The 17494-nt window shown below is 57.3% G+C and carries 16 protein-coding genes; 12 read left to right on the forward strand and 4 right to left on the reverse strand.

The window, feature by feature from the left end; genetic code table 11:
• Positions 1 to 107 precede the first annotated feature (107 nt).
• Positions 108 to 929, reverse strand: a complete 822-nt coding sequence (locus PHW99_RS12215; protein ID WP_300177772.1) for a pyruvate, water dikinase regulatory protein — start codon at positions 927 to 929, stop codon at positions 108 to 110.
• Positions 930 to 1156: 227 nt separating this feature from the next.
• Here PHW99_RS12215 and ppsA point away from each other — a divergent pair, with 227 nt between their 5' ends.
• The 7 genes from ppsA (at position 1157) to dnaB (ending at position 9075) form a co-directional block, all read left to right on the forward strand.
• Entirely contained in the window at positions 1157 to 3547 is a 2391-nt protein-coding gene (ppsA, locus tag PHW99_RS12220) for a phosphoenolpyruvate synthase (protein WP_300177709.1), read from the forward strand.
• Between the two features lie 48 nt (positions 3548 to 3595).
• A complete protein-coding gene (locus PHW99_RS12225; protein ID WP_300177712.1) occupies positions 3596 to 5905 on the forward strand; it encodes a VC_2705 family sodium/solute symporter in 2310 nt (769 codons plus the stop codon).
• 113 nt (positions 5906 to 6018) lie between these two features.
• Entirely contained in the window at positions 6019 to 6384 is a 366-nt protein-coding gene (gene rpsF / locus PHW99_RS12230) for a 30S ribosomal protein S6 (protein WP_300177715.1), read from the forward strand.
• A 22-nt stretch (positions 6385 to 6406) separates the two neighbouring features.
• A complete protein-coding gene (gene priB, locus PHW99_RS12235) occupies positions 6407 to 6706 on the forward strand; it encodes a primosomal replication protein N (protein ID WP_300177718.1) in 300 nt (99 codons plus the stop codon).
• A gap of 30 nt (positions 6707 to 6736) precedes the next feature.
• Positions 6737 to 7021 (forward strand): 30S ribosomal protein S18, encoded by a 285-nt coding sequence (gene rpsR / locus PHW99_RS12240; RefSeq protein WP_011464487.1) that lies wholly within the window; start codon positions 6737 to 6739, stop codon positions 7019 to 7021.
• A gap of 12 nt (positions 7022 to 7033) precedes the next feature.
• Positions 7034 to 7486: a 50S ribosomal protein L9 gene (gene rplI / locus PHW99_RS12245; protein ID WP_300177721.1), complete on the forward strand. Its 453-nt coding sequence runs from the start codon at positions 7034 to 7036 to the stop codon at positions 7484 to 7486.
• Between the two features lie 179 nt (positions 7487 to 7665).
• Positions 7666 to 9075, forward strand: a complete 1410-nt coding sequence (gene dnaB, locus PHW99_RS12250) for a replicative DNA helicase (protein ID WP_300177724.1) — start codon at positions 7666 to 7668, stop codon at positions 9073 to 9075.
• A 10-nt stretch (positions 9076 to 9085) separates the two neighbouring features.
• Here the strand turns inward: dnaB and PHW99_RS12255 are convergent, their stop codons facing one another.
• The 3 genes from PHW99_RS12255 to PHW99_RS12265 all read right to left on the reverse strand — a co-directional run bounded on the left by PHW99_RS12255 (position 9086) and on the right by PHW99_RS12265 (position 11858).
• Complete coding sequence (locus tag PHW99_RS12255) at positions 9086 to 10726, reverse strand: PhoH family protein (protein ID WP_300177727.1); 1641 nt, start codon at positions 10724 to 10726, stop codon at positions 9086 to 9088.
• Positions 10727 to 10896: 170 nt separating this feature from the next.
• On the reverse strand, positions 10897 to 11382 hold the full coding sequence (locus PHW99_RS12260; RefSeq protein WP_300177730.1) for a peroxiredoxin: 486 nt from the start codon (positions 11380 to 11382) through the stop codon (positions 10897 to 10899).
• A gap of 101 nt (positions 11383 to 11483) precedes the next feature.
• Positions 11484 to 11858, reverse strand: coding sequence for an Mth938-like domain-containing protein (locus PHW99_RS12265; protein WP_300177733.1), 375 nt, complete (start codon positions 11856 to 11858; stop codon positions 11484 to 11486).
• Positions 11859 to 11963: 105 nt separating this feature from the next.
• On the opposite strand from PHW99_RS12265, the gene PHW99_RS12270 reads away from it, so the two are divergent.
• The 5 genes from PHW99_RS12270 to PHW99_RS12290 all read left to right on the forward strand — a co-directional run.
• Complete coding sequence (locus tag PHW99_RS12270) at positions 11964 to 13190, forward strand: pyridoxal phosphate-dependent aminotransferase (RefSeq protein WP_300177736.1); 1227 nt, start codon at positions 11964 to 11966, stop codon at positions 13188 to 13190.
• A gap of 80 nt (positions 13191 to 13270) precedes the next feature.
• Positions 13271 to 14596 (forward strand): homoserine dehydrogenase, encoded by a 1326-nt coding sequence (locus PHW99_RS12275; protein ID WP_300177739.1) that lies wholly within the window; start codon positions 13271 to 13273, stop codon positions 14594 to 14596.
• Positions 14596 to 16023, forward strand: a complete 1428-nt coding sequence (gene thrC, locus PHW99_RS12280; protein WP_300177742.1) for a threonine synthase — start codon at positions 14596 to 14598, stop codon at positions 16021 to 16023. The genes PHW99_RS12275 and thrC overlap by 1 nt, the downstream gene beginning before the upstream one ends.
• A gap of 60 nt (positions 16024 to 16083) precedes the next feature.
• Positions 16084 to 16617, forward strand: a complete 534-nt coding sequence (mobB, locus tag PHW99_RS12285) for a molybdopterin-guanine dinucleotide biosynthesis protein B (protein WP_300177745.1) — start codon at positions 16084 to 16086, stop codon at positions 16615 to 16617.
• The coding region (locus tag PHW99_RS12290; protein WP_300177748.1) for a molybdopterin molybdotransferase MoeA at positions 16614 to 17494 on the forward strand (881 nt) is incomplete at its 3' end. The genes mobB and PHW99_RS12290, both read left to right, overlap by 4 nt.

The raw sequence follows: 17494 nt of genomic DNA on the forward strand, positions 1-17494 counted from the left end.
CAGATGCACGCACAACACCCCAGCGCTGATGAAAAAGAGTCTCAAGCAGTTTGCGACCGGCAGAAACAATTCAGTGAATCACCATCTCTTGAAGGGGGAGCCGTGGGTCAATAGGCCAGACGCTCTGGCCGCAGCTCCTGCAGGATGGTGGTGGCGATTTCTTCAATGGACTTGGTTGTGGTGGATAACCAGCGGATACCGAAGCGCCGCATCATGGCTTCTGCCTCCCTGACTTCATGGCGGCAGTTTTCCAGTGAGGCGTATTTCGAGTTGGGGCGGCGCTCGTTGCGTATTTCGCTGAGCCGCTCAGGCTGGATGGTCAGGCCAAACAGTTTTTTGCGCTGTGTCTTGAGGACGGGCGGCAGGTCCTGGCGCTCAAAATCTTCTGGAATCAGGGGGTAGTTGGATGCCTTCAAGCCATACTGCATGGCCAAATAGAGTGACGTGGGTGTTTTACCGCTTCGGCTCACACCGACCAGAATCACGTCGGAGTTCTCCAGGTCCCGGTTGGATTGACCATCGTCATGCTCCAGGGAGAAGTTGATGGCTTCAATGCGGGATTGGTACTGCTCGCTGCGGCTGGAATCACTGAAGCGGCCAATGCGGTGGTTGGATTTCAGGCCGAGTTCTTCTTCCAGAGGGTGGACAAATGTGCTGAACATGTCCATCAGCATGCCATGGCAATGGCTGGTGATGACCTGGAGAACATCGGTGTTGGCCAGGGTCAGAAAGACGATAGGACGCTTGTTGTCCAGAGCACCGGCGTGGTTGATTTGGCGCACGGCCTGATGGGCCTTGTCGACGTTGTCGACGAACGGCAGCCTGACGCGCTGGAGATCGGCTTCAAATTGAGCCAGGATGGCGTGCCCAAAGGTTTCGGCGGTGATGCCGGTGCCGTCCGAGACGAAAAAAACAGTGCGATTGGGCATGGTTTGGTATGGCAGAAGGAGGAAATCGCGGGGTGTGACGGTGTGAATTGACCCGTTAAAGCCAACGGTGTCAGCTTTGTTCAAGCCTACAATTATTATCATCCAACTGATTTTTGACGCAGATTCGTTCAAACAACACAACGACACCACGAACGGATCTGTGTTTTGATAACCGTTGAACAAGCAATGGTTATCGGCGCCGGTTTTTTAACTTCTGGAGTTTTTTCATGACTGCACTTTTCGCGCCGACTGATCTGGTCGTCCCTTTTGAAAAATTAAGAATGACCGATGTTGACTCGGTCGGGGGCAAGAATGCCAGCCTGGGTGAAATGATCTCGAATTTGCCCACAGGGGTGAAGGTTCCTACGGGTTTTGCCACCACCGCACATGCGTTTCGCGAGTTTCTGGCGTTTGGCAATCTGAATCAGAAGATCAACGACCGGTTGTCTGCGCTGGACACCGAGGATGTGAATGCGCTGGCGCTGGCCGGTGCTGAAATCCGTGCAATGGTGGAGCATCAACCGTTTCCGGCAGATCTGGAACAGCAAATTCGGCAGGCCTTTTCTGTATTGAGTGGCGACAACGCCAGTGCATCGTTTGCGGTGCGCTCCTCCGCCACTGCAGAAGATTTGCCGGACGCTTCGTTCGCCGGACAGCAGGAGACTTTTCTGAACGTGACCGGCATTGAAGAGGTGTTGCATAAGATTCGTGAAGTATTTGCTTCGCTGTACAACGACCGGGCCATCAGTTATCGGGTCCACAAAGGTTTTGCACACGAACATGTGGCTTTGAGTGCTGGTATTCAACGCATGGTCCGCTCTGACCTTGGGGCGGCGGGTGTGATGTTCACGATGGATACGGAATCGGGCTTTGATGATGTGGTTTTCATCACCTCAAGTTATGGTTTGGGAGAAACCGTGGTGCAAGGTGCGGTGAATCCGGACGAGTTTTATGTCCACAAGCCGATGCTGAAGGCGGGGAATCAGGCCTTGATTCGCCGTAACCTGGGTTCCAAGCTGATTCAGATGCAGTTTTCTAGCCCAGAAGAAAAGGCAGCCACGGGCAAGCTGGTGAAAACCACGGACGTTCCGACTGAATTGCGTAACCGGTATTCGCTGTCAGACGCCGATGTGCAGAAGCTGGCATCGTATGCGCTGGTGATTGAGCAGCACTACGGTCGCCCGATGGATATCGAGTGGGGCAAGGATGGTGTTGATGGCGAGTTGTACATCCTTCAGGCGCGTCCTGAAACGGTCAAGAGCCAGGCAGCAGGCAAGGTAGAGCATCGATACAAGCTCAAGGGCAAGGGTACTGTGCTGGTCCACGGGCGAGCCATTGGCCAGAAGATTGGTACTGGCCCGGTGAAGGTGGTGCACCACATCAGTGAGATGGATCGTGTGCAGGCCGGTGACATTTTGGTGACTGACATGACCGATCCCAACTGGGAGCCGGTGATGAAACGGGCTTCGGCCATCGTCACCAACCGGGGTGGTCGCACCTGTCATGCCGCGATCATTGCGCGTGAGTTGGGTATCCCGGCGGTCGTCGGTTGTGGCGATGCGGATCAGGTTCTCAAGGATGGCATGCTGGTGACGGTCAGTTGCGCCGAGGGGGATACCGGCTTCATCTACGACGGTTTGCTCGAAGCCGAGGTGACCGAGGTACAGCGTGGCGCCATGCCGGAAATTCCGGTCAAGATCATGATGAATGTGGGCAACCCCCAACTCGCTTTTGATTTTTGCCAGTTGCCCAATGCGGGTGTGGGTCTGGCGCGGCTTGAGTTCATCATCAATAACAACATTGGTGTGCACCCGAAGGCGATTCTGGACTATCCCAATGTGGATGCAGATTTGAAAAAGGCCGTTGAGTCGGTAGCCCGTGGTCACGCTTCTCCAAGAGCCTTTTATGTGGATCGTGTGGCAGAAGGCGTAGCCACCATTGCGGCGGCTTTTTGGCCCAAACCGGTGATCGTGCGGCTCTCCGATTTCAAGAGCAACGAGTATCGCAAGCTGATTGGTGGCAGCCGTTACGAACCGGAAGAAGAAAACCCGATGCTTGGTTTCCGTGGCGCCGCCCGCTACGTCAGCGCCGATTTTGGCGAGGCGTTTGCCATGGAGTGTGAGGCTCTCAAGCGTGTGCGCCAGGATATGGGACTGGTGAACGTACAGGTGATGGTGCCATTTGTGCGCACATTGGGCCAAGCGAAGAAGGTGACGGAATTGTTGGCCCAACATGGGCTCAAGCGGGGTGAGAACGACCTCAAATTGATCATGATGTGCGAGATTCCCAGCAATGCCATTCTGGCGAACGACTATTTGCAGTATTTCGATGGGTTCTCGATAGGTTCCAACGACTTGACCCAGTTGACGCTGGGGTTGGACCGTGACTCTGGCCTGGAATTGCTGGCCAAGGACTTTGACGAGCGGGATCCGGCCGTGACGGCACTGATTTCCCAGGCCATCAGCGCTTGCCGTGCCCAAGGCAAATACATCGGTATTTGCGGGCAGGGGCCCAGTGATCACCCAGATTTTGCCGAATGGCTTATGCAGCAAGGCATTTCTTCCATCTCATTGAACCCTGACACCGTGGTGGCTACTTGGCAAAACCTTGCCCGTTAATAGCAAACACCTATAGCACTTGGCACCATGGGGTGCCATCATCAGACGATGATGAACCCAGGGAAACCGGCGCCTGAAAGCCAACCTGCCGCAAGCTTTTCCAGCTTGCATGGTTGGCTTTTGGTCATCTGGTTCATGGCATCGTTTGGTGTTGTTTTTTTTGCTTACGATCTGCAGCAAATTGTGGCCGGTTGGCCCGTTTCCTACTGGTTCGCGGCACAGGGTAGCGTGCTGGTATTCATTGCAGTGGTTGCCGTGTTTGCTTGGATTTCCAATCGCAAGGATGGCCGCGCAGAGGCCGCTGATTTGATTGATGTTTTCTACACCCGGCGTATCCATCGCCGTTTTCTGGCCTACGTCGTCCTGTTTCTGGTGTTTTTGCTGATGCTCGCTCTGGCGGAGCATTTTGGACTGAGAAAGATATGGGTTGGGGCCATCTTTCTTTTTTCCACCGTGTTTCTGTATGCCCTGATTGGTATTTATGGCCGTACCTCCAAGGCTTCCGAGTATTACGTGGCCGGTCGGCGGATTCCGGCGGTTTACAACGGGATGGCGGTGGCGGCGGACTGGATGAGCGCTGCATCCTTTATCAGCATGGCTGGTGGTCTGTATTTGCAGGGCTTTTCCGGGTCCGGCTCTCAGCCGGGCGGTTTGGTTTACGTGTTGGGTTGGACGGGCGGTTTTTGCCTGGTGGCGCTGTTGGTTGCACCGCATTTGCGCAAAATGGATTTGTACACCGTGCCAGATTTTTTTGGCAGCCGCTTTGGCGGTCATTGGCCGCGCGTCATTGCGGCGTGGGCTGCCGTGTTGTGTTCTTTCACCTATGTGGTCGCCCAGATTTATGGTGTTGGCCTGATCACGTCACGCTTGACAGGTGTGCAATTTGAAATTGGTATTCTGCTCGGTTTGGGGGGGGTGCTGGTTTGCTCTTTTTTGGGTGGGATGCGCGCGGTGACTTGGACGCAAGTCACGCAGTACGTGGTGTTGATTCTGGCGTTTTTGATCCCGGTCTCCTGGCTGGCCTACAAACAATTGGGCAATCCGCTGGCTCCCGTGGCGTATGGTCAGCAGCTCCCCAAGATTGCTGAACTGGAGCGGCGACTGATGTCGTCGCCTGCCGAAATAGAGGTGATCCACGAGTATGCCAGGCGTTCGGCTGATTACGCCCGCAAATTGGAAAATGTCACCGAATCGCTTGACCGCGAGAAAAAAAAGCATCGGGATGAGATCCAGCGTCTGTTACGAACGCATGCTGAAGAGGCTGATATCGTGGTTGCGCGTCGTGCGTTGGCTGCCTTGCCGCGAGATGAAGCCAGTGCGCGCGAACGCTGGAATCGTGCGATGGGGGACAACCTTGATCGTGCCAAACCCCTGGCTGGCATGCCTGAACATACCCGCCCGTTTGCCGGCAATCCAGAGGGCACCCCAGAAGAGAAAAAAAGCTATGAAACCTCGCGGCGCAATTTTTTGGCCTTGATGTTTTGTCTGATGATCGGGACGGTGGGTCTGCCCCACTTGCTGACACGGTTTTACACTACCCGATCAGTGACCGAAACCAGAAATTCGGTCACCTGGTCATTGTTTTTTATTGCTCTGTTGTACCTGTCTGCTCCGGCTTTGGCGGTACTGGTCAAGTACGAAATCATGGGGCACCTGGTTGGGCAGCGTTTTGATGAGTTGCCTGTATGGATCGCGCAGTGGGCCAGACTGGATCCCTCGCTGATTTCGGTCAGTGATGTCAATGGTGACCACATCTTGCAGTTCGCTGAGCTCAGGCTGGGTGCTGATATTGTCATGCTTGCCACCCCGGAGATTGGTGGTTTGCCTTATGTTGTCTCTGGATTGGTTGCCGCGGGTGGTCTGGCGGCAGCGCTATCGACGGCCGATGGTTTGCTGCTGACGATAGGCAATGCGTTGGCTCATGACCTGTTTTACCGTGGGGAGAGTGACCGCTCGGGGGCTGTCCGCAGGGTCATGTTGTCCAAGTTTGCCTTGCTGCTGGTGGCGCTGCTTGCAGCCTATGTGGCCGCTCAAAGACCTGCTGACATTTTGTATCTGGTCTCGGCGTCGTTCTCATTGGCGGGGGCAGCGTTTGTTCCGGTCATGATTCTGGGGATCTTCTGGTCCGGCGTGACTCGGCCTGCAGCGGTGGCTGGCATGCTCAGCGGGTTGGGGTTGACGCTCTATTACATGCTGGTCAATGTTCCTGTTGTCAGGTCTTTTTTGGGGCTACAGGGGGTCGGTCTGTGGTTCGACATTGAGCCTGTTTCCGCTGGCGTTTTTGGCGTAGCGGCTGGGCTGTTCGTGACGATTCTGGTGAGCGTCCTGACACGGTCCCACAATCGGGCGGTGTGCTGATGCGCACGATGTTTTTCCTCAAGCTATAATCATCGGCTAACCTTGCCACACCCCAATGAGACGCTGGGGGTGGCTTTTCGCCTCAATTTGAGGTACTTCCAAAAGGAGTTTCAATGCGTCATTATGAAATCATCCTCATGATCCATCCGGATCAGAGCGAACAAGTTCCTGCCATGCTGGAACGCTACAAGGGCATGATTGTTGCCGGCGGCGGCAAAGTGCATCGGGTTGAAGACTGGGGTCGTCGTCAGTTGGTCTACATGATCAACAAGTTGGCCAAAGCTCATTACCTGTGTATCAACATTGAAGCCAATCAGGCTGTCATGGCTGAACTCGAGCATGCGTTCAAGTTCAACGATGCGGTGTTGCGTCATCTGACTGTGTTGAAGAAAAAGGCTGAAACAGGCCCTTCTTCCATGATGAAGACGGTCGAGCGCGAAGACGCTCGCAAGTCGCAGCAAGCTGAATATCAGGCTTGAAACACTTGAAATCCAGCATGCAGTGAGCCTGGTTGCCAATCAACTGATTTTGACGGCAAGTATTCTCGAAGTGGAACCTTTGCGATACACGCCGTCTGGTATCCCCGCTGTCAATAGTCATCTGGAGCATACCTCCGAGATCATCGAAGCAGGGCAGGTCAGGCAAGTCAAGGCGGTGATGAAATCCGTGGCATTTGGTGCAGTTGCAGAGCAATTGGCCCGTCAGGATGTCGGTAGCAGCTGGAATTTCAAAGGTTTTGTGGCAACGCCTCGTGGTGCTAAACACGTCGTGTTTCACATCCAAGAATTTGCTCAACAGTAACGTATTTCCCAAATATTGAAGGAGTCCATCATGGCCGGACCAAAACGTTTCAACAACAAAGACAAGCGCCCCAAGCGCCCCGCACAAAATCTGCTGTTCAAGCGCAAGCGCTTTTGCCGTTTTACGGTGACAGGCGTTGAAGAAATCGATTACAAAGACATCGACACCTTGCGTGATTTCATTGCCGAAAATGGCAAGATCATCCCCGCTCGTTTGACTGGCACCCGTGCCATTTTCCAACGTCAGCTCAACACTGCCATCAAGCGTGCCCGCTTCCTGGCGATGCTGCCCTACAGCGATCAGCACAAGATCTAAGGACTCTCAACCATGCAAATCATTCTGCTCGACAAGGTGGTTAACCTTGGCAATCTCGGTGAAATCGTTCGTGTTAAAGACGGTTATGCACGCAACTTCCTGATTCCTTCCGGTCGCGCTCGCCGTGCCACCGAAGCCGCCAAGCAAGAGTTCGAGGCACGTCGTGCTGAACTTGAAAAGGCTGCGGCTGCCAAGTTGGCTGAAGCTCAGGCTGTTGGTGAAAAGCTTGCAGGCACTGTCTGCAAGCTGACTCAAAAAGCGGGTGTTGATGGCCGTTTGTTTGGCTCGGTGACCAATGCAGACATCGCTGAAGAGCTGACGAAGTCCGGTTTTGCCGTGACCAAGGCCCAGATTCGCATGCCTAATGGCCACATCAAAATGGTCGGCGACAGCACGATCAGCGTGGCATTGCACACCGACGTGGTGGTGGATATCACTGTGTCGGTTTACGGCGAAACAGCGTAAGCCTGAGGTTCTCTCATTCAAAGCCGCCCGGGCGCAAGCCTTGGCGGCTTTTGTATTGGGAACTCTCAAATAGTACTGTTTGCACAGTTTATGCACAGGTTTTATGCCCTTTGTCCCCAGCCTTTCACTCGACACCATGATCGGCACACCTTAGTATCCATGGCTTGAAGGAAACTCCCATGTCCGCCGACCTCTCCCTGCTTCAGCATGATTTTGTGCAAGACCGCCAAGTCGCGCAGTTGCGTATTCCGCCACATTCCATTGAGGCCGAGTCCAGTGTGCTGGGTGGCTTGTTGCTCGATAACGCGGCTTGGGACCGGGTCAGCGATGTTCTATCAGAAAACGATTTTTACCGATATGAACATCGGGCCGTATTTGCGGCAATGAGTGTATTGATCAACGCTGGCAAGCCGGCCGATGTGATCACGGTTTATGAACAATTGCAGAGTTCAGGCAAAGCCGAGGAAATTGGTGGTCTGAGCTACCTCAATGCGCTTGCCCAGTATGTGCCCAGCGCGGGCAATATCCGTCGTTATGCTGAAATCGTCCGGGAGCGCTCGATTTTGCGCAAACTGGTTTCGACCAGTGAAGAAATATCGGCCAACGCCTTTAACCCGAAGGGGCGGCCAGTGGCCTCCATTCTGGATGAAGCCGAACAAAAGATCTTCAATATCGGTGAAGAGGGTGCCCGTACCAAACAGGGTTTTCAGACCATGGACACCCTGGTTGTGGATCTGCTGGATCGCGTGCAGGAAATGGCGGACAACCCTAACGACGTGACAGGGGTTCCTACCGGGTTTTATGACCTGGACCGTATGACTGCAGGGTTACAGGCAGGTGATTTGGTGGTGTTGGCCGCCCGGCCTTCGATGGGCAAGACCGCTTTTGCAATCAATATTGCCGAGCATGTGGCCCTGAACGAAGGGCTGCCGGTAGCCGTGTTTTCCATGGAAATGGGTGCGGCCCAGCTGGCAGTGCGTATTGTTGGCTCCATTGGGCGCATTGACCAGGGGCATTTACGGACAGGCAAGTTGACCGATGACGAGTGGCCGCGCCTGTCGGAAGCCATTGAAAAGCTGCGCACGATTTCGCTGCATATTGACGAAACGGCAGGCTTGACGGCCAGCGAGCTGCGGGCCAACGCGCGGCGGCTGTCTCGCCAGTGTGGTCAACTTGGCCTGATTGTGGTGGACTATTTGCAGTTGATGAGCGGCTCTAGTGGCAGTGATGGTGAAAACCGCGCCACCGAGCTGGGTGAGATTTCCCGGGGTCTCAAAATGCTGGCCAAGGAACTGAAATGCCCGGTGATTGCCCTGTCGCAGCTCAATCGCAGCGTTGAACAACGCCCTGACAAACGTCCGATGATGAGTGACTTGCGCGAGTCTGGCGCCATTGAGCAGGATGCCGACATCATCATGTTCATTTACCGGGATGAGTACTACACCAAAGACGCCTGCAAGGAGCCTGGCGTCGCCGAGGTGATCATTGCCAAGCAACGTAATGGCCCGACCGGCACCGTCAAGCTGGCTTTCCTGAACCGGATCACCAAGTTTGAATCACTGGCCACAGGGGCCAGCGACGATTTCTAAGCCCGTCCCGTCAGAGGACCTCGCTGGCAAAGTCAGCCAGTCGTGAACGCTCCCCGCGGGCCAGGGTGATATGGCCGCTGTGTTGCCAGCCCTTGAACTTGTCCACCGCGTAGGTCAAACCGGAAGAGCCTTCGGTCAGATAAGGCGTGTCAATCTGCGCAATGTTGCCCATGCAGATGATCTTGGTGCCAGGGCCAGCCCTGGTGATCAGTGTTTTCATCTGCTTGGGCGTCAGGTTTTGCGCTTCGTCGATGATCACATATTTGTTCAGAAAGGTGCGGCCACGCATGAAGTTCATGCTCTTGATCTTGATGCGGCTGCGGATCAGCTCGTTGGTGGCCGCGCGGCCCCACTCACCGGCCGTGTTGTCGGTCTTGCCCAGGACCTCCAGGTTGTCATCCAGCGCTCCCATCCAGGGGCCCATTTTTTCTTCTTCCGTGCCGGGGAGGAAACCAATGTCTTCACCAACACTGACAGTGGCACGGGTGACAATGATTTCGGTGTAGCGTCGTTCGTCAAGCACTTGTGTCAGTCCCGAAGCCAAAGCCATCAGGGTCTTGCCGGTGCCAGCTGTGCCTGTCAGGGTGACAAAATCCACTTCCGGGTCCATCAACAAGTTCATGGCAAAGTTCTGCTCGCGATTGCGGGTGGTGATGCCCCAGACGGCATTTTTCAGATGGGTGAAGTCGCGCAGGGTCCTGAGCACGGCCACCTTGCCGCGAATTTCGGTCACCTTGGCATACAGGCTGGGTTCGCCAGGGGCTTCAAAATAGACAAACTGATTGACCAGCAGTTGTGGTACCACCGGGCCGCTGACACGGTAAAACGTGTGGGCACCCTGTTGCCAGCTCTCGACCGTATTGCCATGCGTGCTCCAGAAGTCGGCTGGCAACGCATAGGCACCGGAATACAGCAGGTCGCCATCTTCCAGCGTCTTGTCGTTCTTGTAGTCATCGGTTGACAGACCCAGGGCACGTGCCTTGACACGCATGTTGATGTCCTTGGACACCAGCACCACCTCGCGCGGCGCATATTGTTTACGCAGCGCCTCCACCACGCCCAGAATCTGGTTGTCGGCCTTGCCCTGGGGCAGGCTGATGGGCAGGTCGTAGTTGAGCAGTTGGGTCTGGAAGAACAGCCGGCCAGTCGCTTCGGTGTGGCCGGTGGAGTCCAGCGGCAAGCCGGTGGCGATGTCGGCGCCTTGATACTCGGCCAGCGCATCCAGTGTCCTGCTGGCTTGCCGGCCATTGCGCGCCACCTCGGTCATGCCTTTTTTGTGGGCATCAAGCTCTTCAAGCACGATCATGGGCAAAAAGATGTCGTGCTCTTCAAAGCGGAACAGGCACGTGGGGTCGTGCAGCAGCACGTTGGTGTCCAGCACAAACAGTTTGGCTGGCCCGCGCGGCCGCTTGGTTTTGGCGCGGGGACGCTCAGCTTGTGCCTTGACGGGGACGGTGGTCGATACGACCGTCGTGGTTGGAGGCGAGGCGGGCGCTGGCACTGGTGGTGCGGGTGTCGCCTTTGTCTTGACGGGGGCCACCTCGGTCTTGGTCGCCGTTGACTTGCTTTTGGGGCGGGATCGCGCCGGCTGGTCATATTCCTGCATGGACAGCAAGGCAGCACGTTTGGTAGGGGCAGACGGCAAGGGCATGAAAACTCCCGAGTGGGGTAAGAAAAGGCAGATTCAGAAACGAAACAGCCGCCATGTCGCCAGGGCGGCTGTTGCATAAGGAAAAGCGCAAACTGTCAAAGGCATGCAAATGATTATGCACGAGCCTTTGTGACAGTTTGAAATACCCGAAATGGTGTCCGGGTTGTCTGTCAGGCCAACGCAACGGCCTTCTTGAGTTCCTTGACGGCGTTGAGCACTTCATCCACATGGCCAGGCACCTTCAGGCCGCGCCATTCTTCCTTGAGGCAGCCATCTGCGCCAATCAGGAAGGTGCTGCGTTCGATGCCTTTGACCTTTTTGCCGTACATGATCTTGTTTTTGACGACACCGAACATGTGGCACATTTTTTCCTCGGTGTCGGCAATCAGCTCAAACGGAAGTTCCAGTTTGAGTTTGAATTCATCGTGAGACTTCATGTTGTCGCGTGAAACGCCAAACACGGTGGCACCCGCCTTGACAAAGTCCTTGTATTTGTCACGGAACTGCATGGCTTCGGTGGTGCAGCCCGGCGTGTTGTCCTTGGGGTAAAAATACAGGACGACAATCTGTCCTAAGTGGGAAGTGTTGGTGACTCGGATACCGCCTGTGGCATTGGATTCAAATTCAGGGATGGGTTTATTGACAACAATCGCCATGGTTCTTCAATCTCGTGTGACAGGATGCGTCGGTCTCTCAAGTCGTGGACACTATCCTTTTTTTATAGCGCTGCTGCGCCCTCGACTGCCAACGTAGGATTTTAACGCATCAACAGGGCCGCAGCCACGTTGCGACCTTCTCCCGCCAGGATGTTGTACGTGCGGCAGGCGGCTTGGGTGTCCATGGTTTCCAGGCCGATCTGTCGCCGGATCAGTGCCTGTGTCAATGCCGGGGCCACAAACCGCAGTCGGGAGCCACTGCCGAAGATCACCAGTTCGGTCTGCAACTGGGCCAATTGTTCAAAGTGTTCCGCACGCAAGTCTTCAAAGGCGTCACAAAGCCAGTCCAGCCGTTCGCCGCCAGAGCTGATGATGACACTGCGGGTGATTCTGTCGTCTTGGCCTGCCACCTGCACCCAACCGGGGCCATAACCCTGTATCGACTGGACGGTGATCACATCAGGTTTTATTTTCATGGTGAATGCTTGATCGGGAGGAGGAGGCCGATGGGTGCCGGTGGCGATCAGGAACTTGTGGTCAAATTATAGGTTTCGCTTAGCTCGGACACTCCCGGAGGGACTTTGAAGACCATACGCAAATCGGCCAAGCTGGCCAACGTCTGCTACGACATCCGCGGCCCCATCATGGACGCGGCGCGCCAGATGGAAGAGGAAGGTCACAAGATCATCAAGCTCAACATCGGCAACCTCGCGGTGTTTGGTTTTGATTCCCCGGAAGAAATCCAGCAAGACATGATCCGCAACCTGCCCAACTCGGCGGGTTACTCTGACAGCAAGGGCATTTTTGCGGCGCGCAAGGCAGTCATGCATGAGACCCAAAAACAGGGTGTCAAAGGCGTCACGCTGGATGACATTTACCTGGGCAATGGCGCCAGCGAGCTGATTGTGATGGCTACCAATGCCCTGCTCGATGACGGCGATGAGCTTCTGCTGCCTTCTCCCGATTACCCGCTGTGGACGGCGGCGGCCAGCCTGTCTGGGGGCACACCGGTGCATTACCTGTGTGACGAAGCCAATGGCTGGATGCCTGATCTGAACGACATCCGCGCCAAAATCACGCCGCGGACCAAGGGCCTGGTGGTGATCAACCCCAACAACCCGACCGGCGCGTTGTACTCCGACGCCTTGCTCAAGGCGCTGGTGCAAATTGCCCGTGAGCACAATCTGGTGATTTTTGCCGATGAGGTGTACGACAAGGTGCTGTACGACGGGGCCAAACACACGGCCATCGGCTCGCTCAGCGAGGATGTGCTGACCCTGACGTTCAACTCGCTCTCCAAGAGCTACCGCTCCTGTGGCTACCGAGCCGGCTGGATGGTGGTCTCTGGCGACAAAAAGCCGGCCCGCGACTACATTGAAGGCCTGAACATGCTCTCCAACATGCGCCTGTGCTCCAACGTGCCGGGCCAGTGGGCGATCCAGACCGCCCTGGGCGGCTACCAGAGCATCAATGACCTGGTTTGTGAAGGGGGCCGGCTGCGCCGCCAGCGCGACCTGGCCTATGAGCTGATCACCGCCATCCCGGGCGTGAGCTGCGTTAAGCCCCAGGCTGCGCTGTACATGTTCCCCAAGCTGGACCCCGCCGTCTACCCGATCGAGGACGACCAGCAGTTCTTTCTGGAGTTGTTGCAGGAAACCAAGGTCATGCTGGTGCAGGGCACGGGTTTCAACTGGCCGGCGCCCGACCATTTCCGTATTGTGTTTTTGCCGCACGAGGATGACCTGCGCGAAGCCATCGGCCGTGTGGCCAGGTTCCTGGAAAACTACCGCAAGCGCTGTGGCACCTAGATTGCTATATTAATCATAGCTGTTGATGCATGTTTTATGCGGGCTGGAAGCACTTTTTATTCTGAAGTTTTGACATTTTTATGAAACCTATTCAAGTTGGTCTGTTGGGCATCGGTGTGGTTGGTTCGGGCACCTTCAATGTGCTCAAGCGCAACCAGGAAGAAATCAAACGCCGCGCTGGCCGTGGTATCGAAATCACCATGGTGGCTGACCTGAACGTGGCACGCGCCCAGGAGCTGGTCGGCCCGGGCGTGACGGTGGTCAGTGATGCCCGCACGGTGATTGCCAACCCCGACATCGACATCGTGATCGAGCTCATTGGCGGCTACGGCATCGCCAAGACTCTGGTGCTCGAAGCCATTGCCGCCGGCAAACACGTGGTCACCGCCAACAAAGCCTTGCTCGCCGTGCATGGCACCGAGATTTTCGCTGCCGCCTCCGCCAAGGGCGTGATGGTGGCATTTGAAGCTGCGGTGGCTGGTGGCATCCCGATCATCAAGGCGCTGCGCGAAGGCCTCACCGCCAACCGCATCCAGTGGATTGCCGGCATCATCAACGGCACCACCAACTTCATCCTGAGCGAAATGCGCGACAAGGGCCTGGACTTCGGTGTGGTGCTCAAAGAAGCGCAACGGCTGGGCTACGCCGAAGCCGATCCCACCTTTGACATCGAAGGTGTGGATGCCGCCCACAAAGCCACGCTGATGAGTGCCATCGCCTTTGGCATCCCGGTGCAGTTTGACAAAGCCTACGTCGAAGGCATCACCAAACTGGGCGCCGCCGACATCAAATACGCCGAGCAACTCGGTTACCGCATCAAGCTGCTGGGCATCACCAAGCGCGCTGCCAATGGCATCGAACTGCGTGTGCACCCCTGCCTGATCCCGGCCAAACGCCTGATCGCCAATGTGGAAGGAGCCATGAACGCGGTGGTGGTGCAGGGCGACGCGGTCGGCACCACGCTGTATTACGGCAAGGGCGCAGGCAGTGAGCCGACCGCCAGCGCCGTGATTGCCGATCTGGTGGACATCACCCGACTGCACACCGCCGACGCTGCCCACCGGGTGCCCCATCTGGCTTTCCAGCCCAACGCCATGAGCGACGTGCCGGTGCTGCCCATGAGCGAGGTGGTCACCAGTTATTACCTGCGCCTGCGTGTGGCGGATGAAACCGGGGTGCTGGCCCAAGTCACCGGCATCCTGGCTGGCGCCGGCATCAGCATTGATGCGGTGTTGCAGCGTGAAGCCGATGAAGTCAGCGGTGAAGCCCAGATACCGCAAACGGACGTGATCATCCTGACCCATGATTGCGTCGAAGCCAGCATGAACGCCGCCATCGCCCAGATGCAAGCCCTGCCGGCCGTGCTGGAACCCATCACCCGCATCCGCAAAGAGGAGTTGAACTGATGTTGTACCTCTCCACCCGCGGCGACCCCAGCCGCAAGCGCTTTTGTGAAATCCTGCTCGAAGGCCTGGCCCCCGATGGTGGCCTGTACCTGCCCGAGTCGTACCCGCAGGTCAGCGATGTCACGCTGAACCGCTGGCGCGAGGTCTATCACAAGCAGGGTTATGCCGAACTGGCGTTCGAGATTTTGTCGCTCTACATCGATGACATCCCGGCTGCCGACCTCAGGGCCCTGTGCGCCAAAACCTACACCGCCGAAGTGTTTGGCACCGGTGAGATCGTGCCCCTGCGCCACCTGGAAAACGGCATCTGGCTGGAGGCCCTGTCCAACGGTCCGACGCTGGCCTTCAAGGACATGGCCATGCAGCTGCTGGGCAACCTGTTCGAGTACGAACTGGCCCGGCGCGGCGAGCAGCTCAACATCCTGGGTGCCACCAGCGGCGACACCGGCAGCGCTGCCGAATACGCCATGCGTGGCAAGCAGGGGGTGCGCGTTTTCATGACCAGCCCACAAGGGCGCATGAGCCCGTTCCAGCAGGCGCAGATGTTCAGCTTGATGGACGACAACATCTTCAACATCGCCGTGGACGGCGTGTTTGACGACTGCCAGGACATGGTCAAGGCCGTCAGCAATGACCTGGACTTCAAGCGCCAGTACAAGATTGGCACCGTCAATTCGATCAACTGGGCCCGCCTGCTGGCCCAGGTGGTGTACTACTTTGCCGGCTACTTCCAGGCCACGCAAACCAGTTCTGAGAAGGTCAGCTTTACCGTGCCCAGCGGCAATTTTGGCAACGTCTGCGCCGGCCATGTGGCCCGCATGATGGGCCTGCCGATTGCCAGGCTGGTGGTGGCCACCAATGAAAATGACGTGCTCGACGAGTTTTTCAAAACCGGCGTCTACCGTGTGCGCGGCAGTGCCGACACCTTCGAGACTTCCAGCCCGTCGATGGACATTTCCAAGGCCAGCAATTTCGAGCGCTTTGTGTTCGACCTGCTGGGCCGCGACGGTGCACGCACCAAACAACTGTTTGGCGATGCCCTGCAGCGCAGCGGGCGGTTTGACCTGAGCCAGCACCCGGCGTTCAACGACGTTCGCTTGCGGTATGGTTTTGAGAGTGGCAAAAGCACCCATGCCGACCGCTTGGCCACCATCAAGGACACCTTTGAGCGGATGGGCATGATGATCGACACCCACACCGCCGACGGTGTGAAGGTGGCACGTGAGCAGCGCCAGGACGGCGTGCCGATGATCGTGCTGGAAACCGCGCTGCCAATCAAGTTTGCCCAGACCATTGTCGAAGCGACTGGCCGCGAGCCGGACCGGCCCGCCAAGTTCGAGGGCATCGAGGCGCTGCCCAAACGCGTCACCCGCATGGCCGCCGATGCCCAGGCCATCAAGGCCTTCATTGCTGAAAAATGTCAATGAAACAGGCCTCTAGCCCGCGTGAAACAAGCCTGATTAGCTACTAAAAAGAGAGTAAATGCCATGAAGGTGGTGGGTTTTGCCGGATTTTCCGGCTCGGGAAAGACCACACTGGTGGAGCGACTGATCCCCGCGCTGCGGCGGCGCGGCCTGCGCGTTTCGGTGGTGAAACACGCCCACCACCGGTTTGACATTGACCACCCGGGCAAGGACACCTACCGCCACCGCGAGGCCGGTGCCTTTGAGGTGGTGGTGGCCTCGCCGCACCGGCTGGCGCTGATGCGCGAGTTCGAGGTGGCCCACCAGACCAGCGTGCATGAGCTGATCGCCGAACTCTATGACGGTGTGGACTGGGTTCTGGTGGAGGGCTACCGTGACTCCGATCTGCTCAAGATCGAGGTCTGGCGTGCCCAAGCCGGCAAACCCGCCTGTTATCCGGTGGATGACTTCATCACCGCCGTGGCCACCGACTCCCCCGCCGAGCTGCCCGCGCCTACCGGTTTGCCAGTGCTGGACCTCAACAACCCCGAGGCGGTGCTGGACTGGCTGCTGGCGCAGGGCGAGCGTTTTGACTACAACCCGGAGAACTACGCATGAGCAGTGCGCCCAAGGCCTTCAAACCCTTGAAACCGCTGGACGATGCCCTGGCCGAGCTGCTGGGTTTTGCCCAGCCGCTGGGGCGGGTCGAATCCGTGTCCACCTTTGAGGCCGATGGCCGGGTACTGGCGCAGGATCTGGTGTCGGCGTTGCAGGTGCCACCGCAGGACAACAGTTCAATGGACGGTTACGCCGTGCGCTGCACCGACCTGGCCGCCGGGATCGCCCTGCCGGTGTTGCAGCGCATTCCGGCCGGCACCCATGGCAGCCCACTGGCACCGATGTCGGCGGCGCGCATTTTTACCGGCGCGCCGATCCCGCCCGGTGCCGACGCCGTGGTGATGCAGGAAGACTGCAGCGTGCAGGCCGACGGCACGGTGCGGGTCAATGCGCCGGTGCAGCCGGGCCAATGGATTCGCCGCTCGGGGGAAGACGTGACCCGTGGTGCCGTTATCCTGGCCCGGGGGCAGCGCCTCACGCCAGCGGCGCTGGGGCTGGCGGCCAGCATTGGGCTGGCCCAAGTGCAAGTGGCGCAGCGCCCGCGCGTGGCGCTGTTTTCCACCGGCGACGAACTGGTCATGCCCGGCGAGGTCGAACCCGGGCAGATGGCGCCTGGGGCCATTTACAACTCGAACCGCTTTTTCCTGAAAGCGCTGTTGACCCGTCTGGGCTGCGAGGTCAGTGACCTGGGCATCGTGCCCGACCGGCGCGAAGCCACCATCGAGGCCCTGCGCGGTGCGGCGCAAGGCCATGACCTGATTCTGACCAGCGGCGGTGTGTCGGTGGGGGAAGAAGACCACATCAAGCCGGCCGTGCAGGCGCTGGGCCATCTGGATCTGTGGCAACTGGCCATCAAGCCCGGAAAACCCTTCGCTTA

The organism is Rhodoferax sp., from assembly GCF_028689305.1.
GTDB lineage: Bacteria > Pseudomonadota > Gammaproteobacteria > Burkholderiales > Burkholderiaceae_C > Rhodoferax.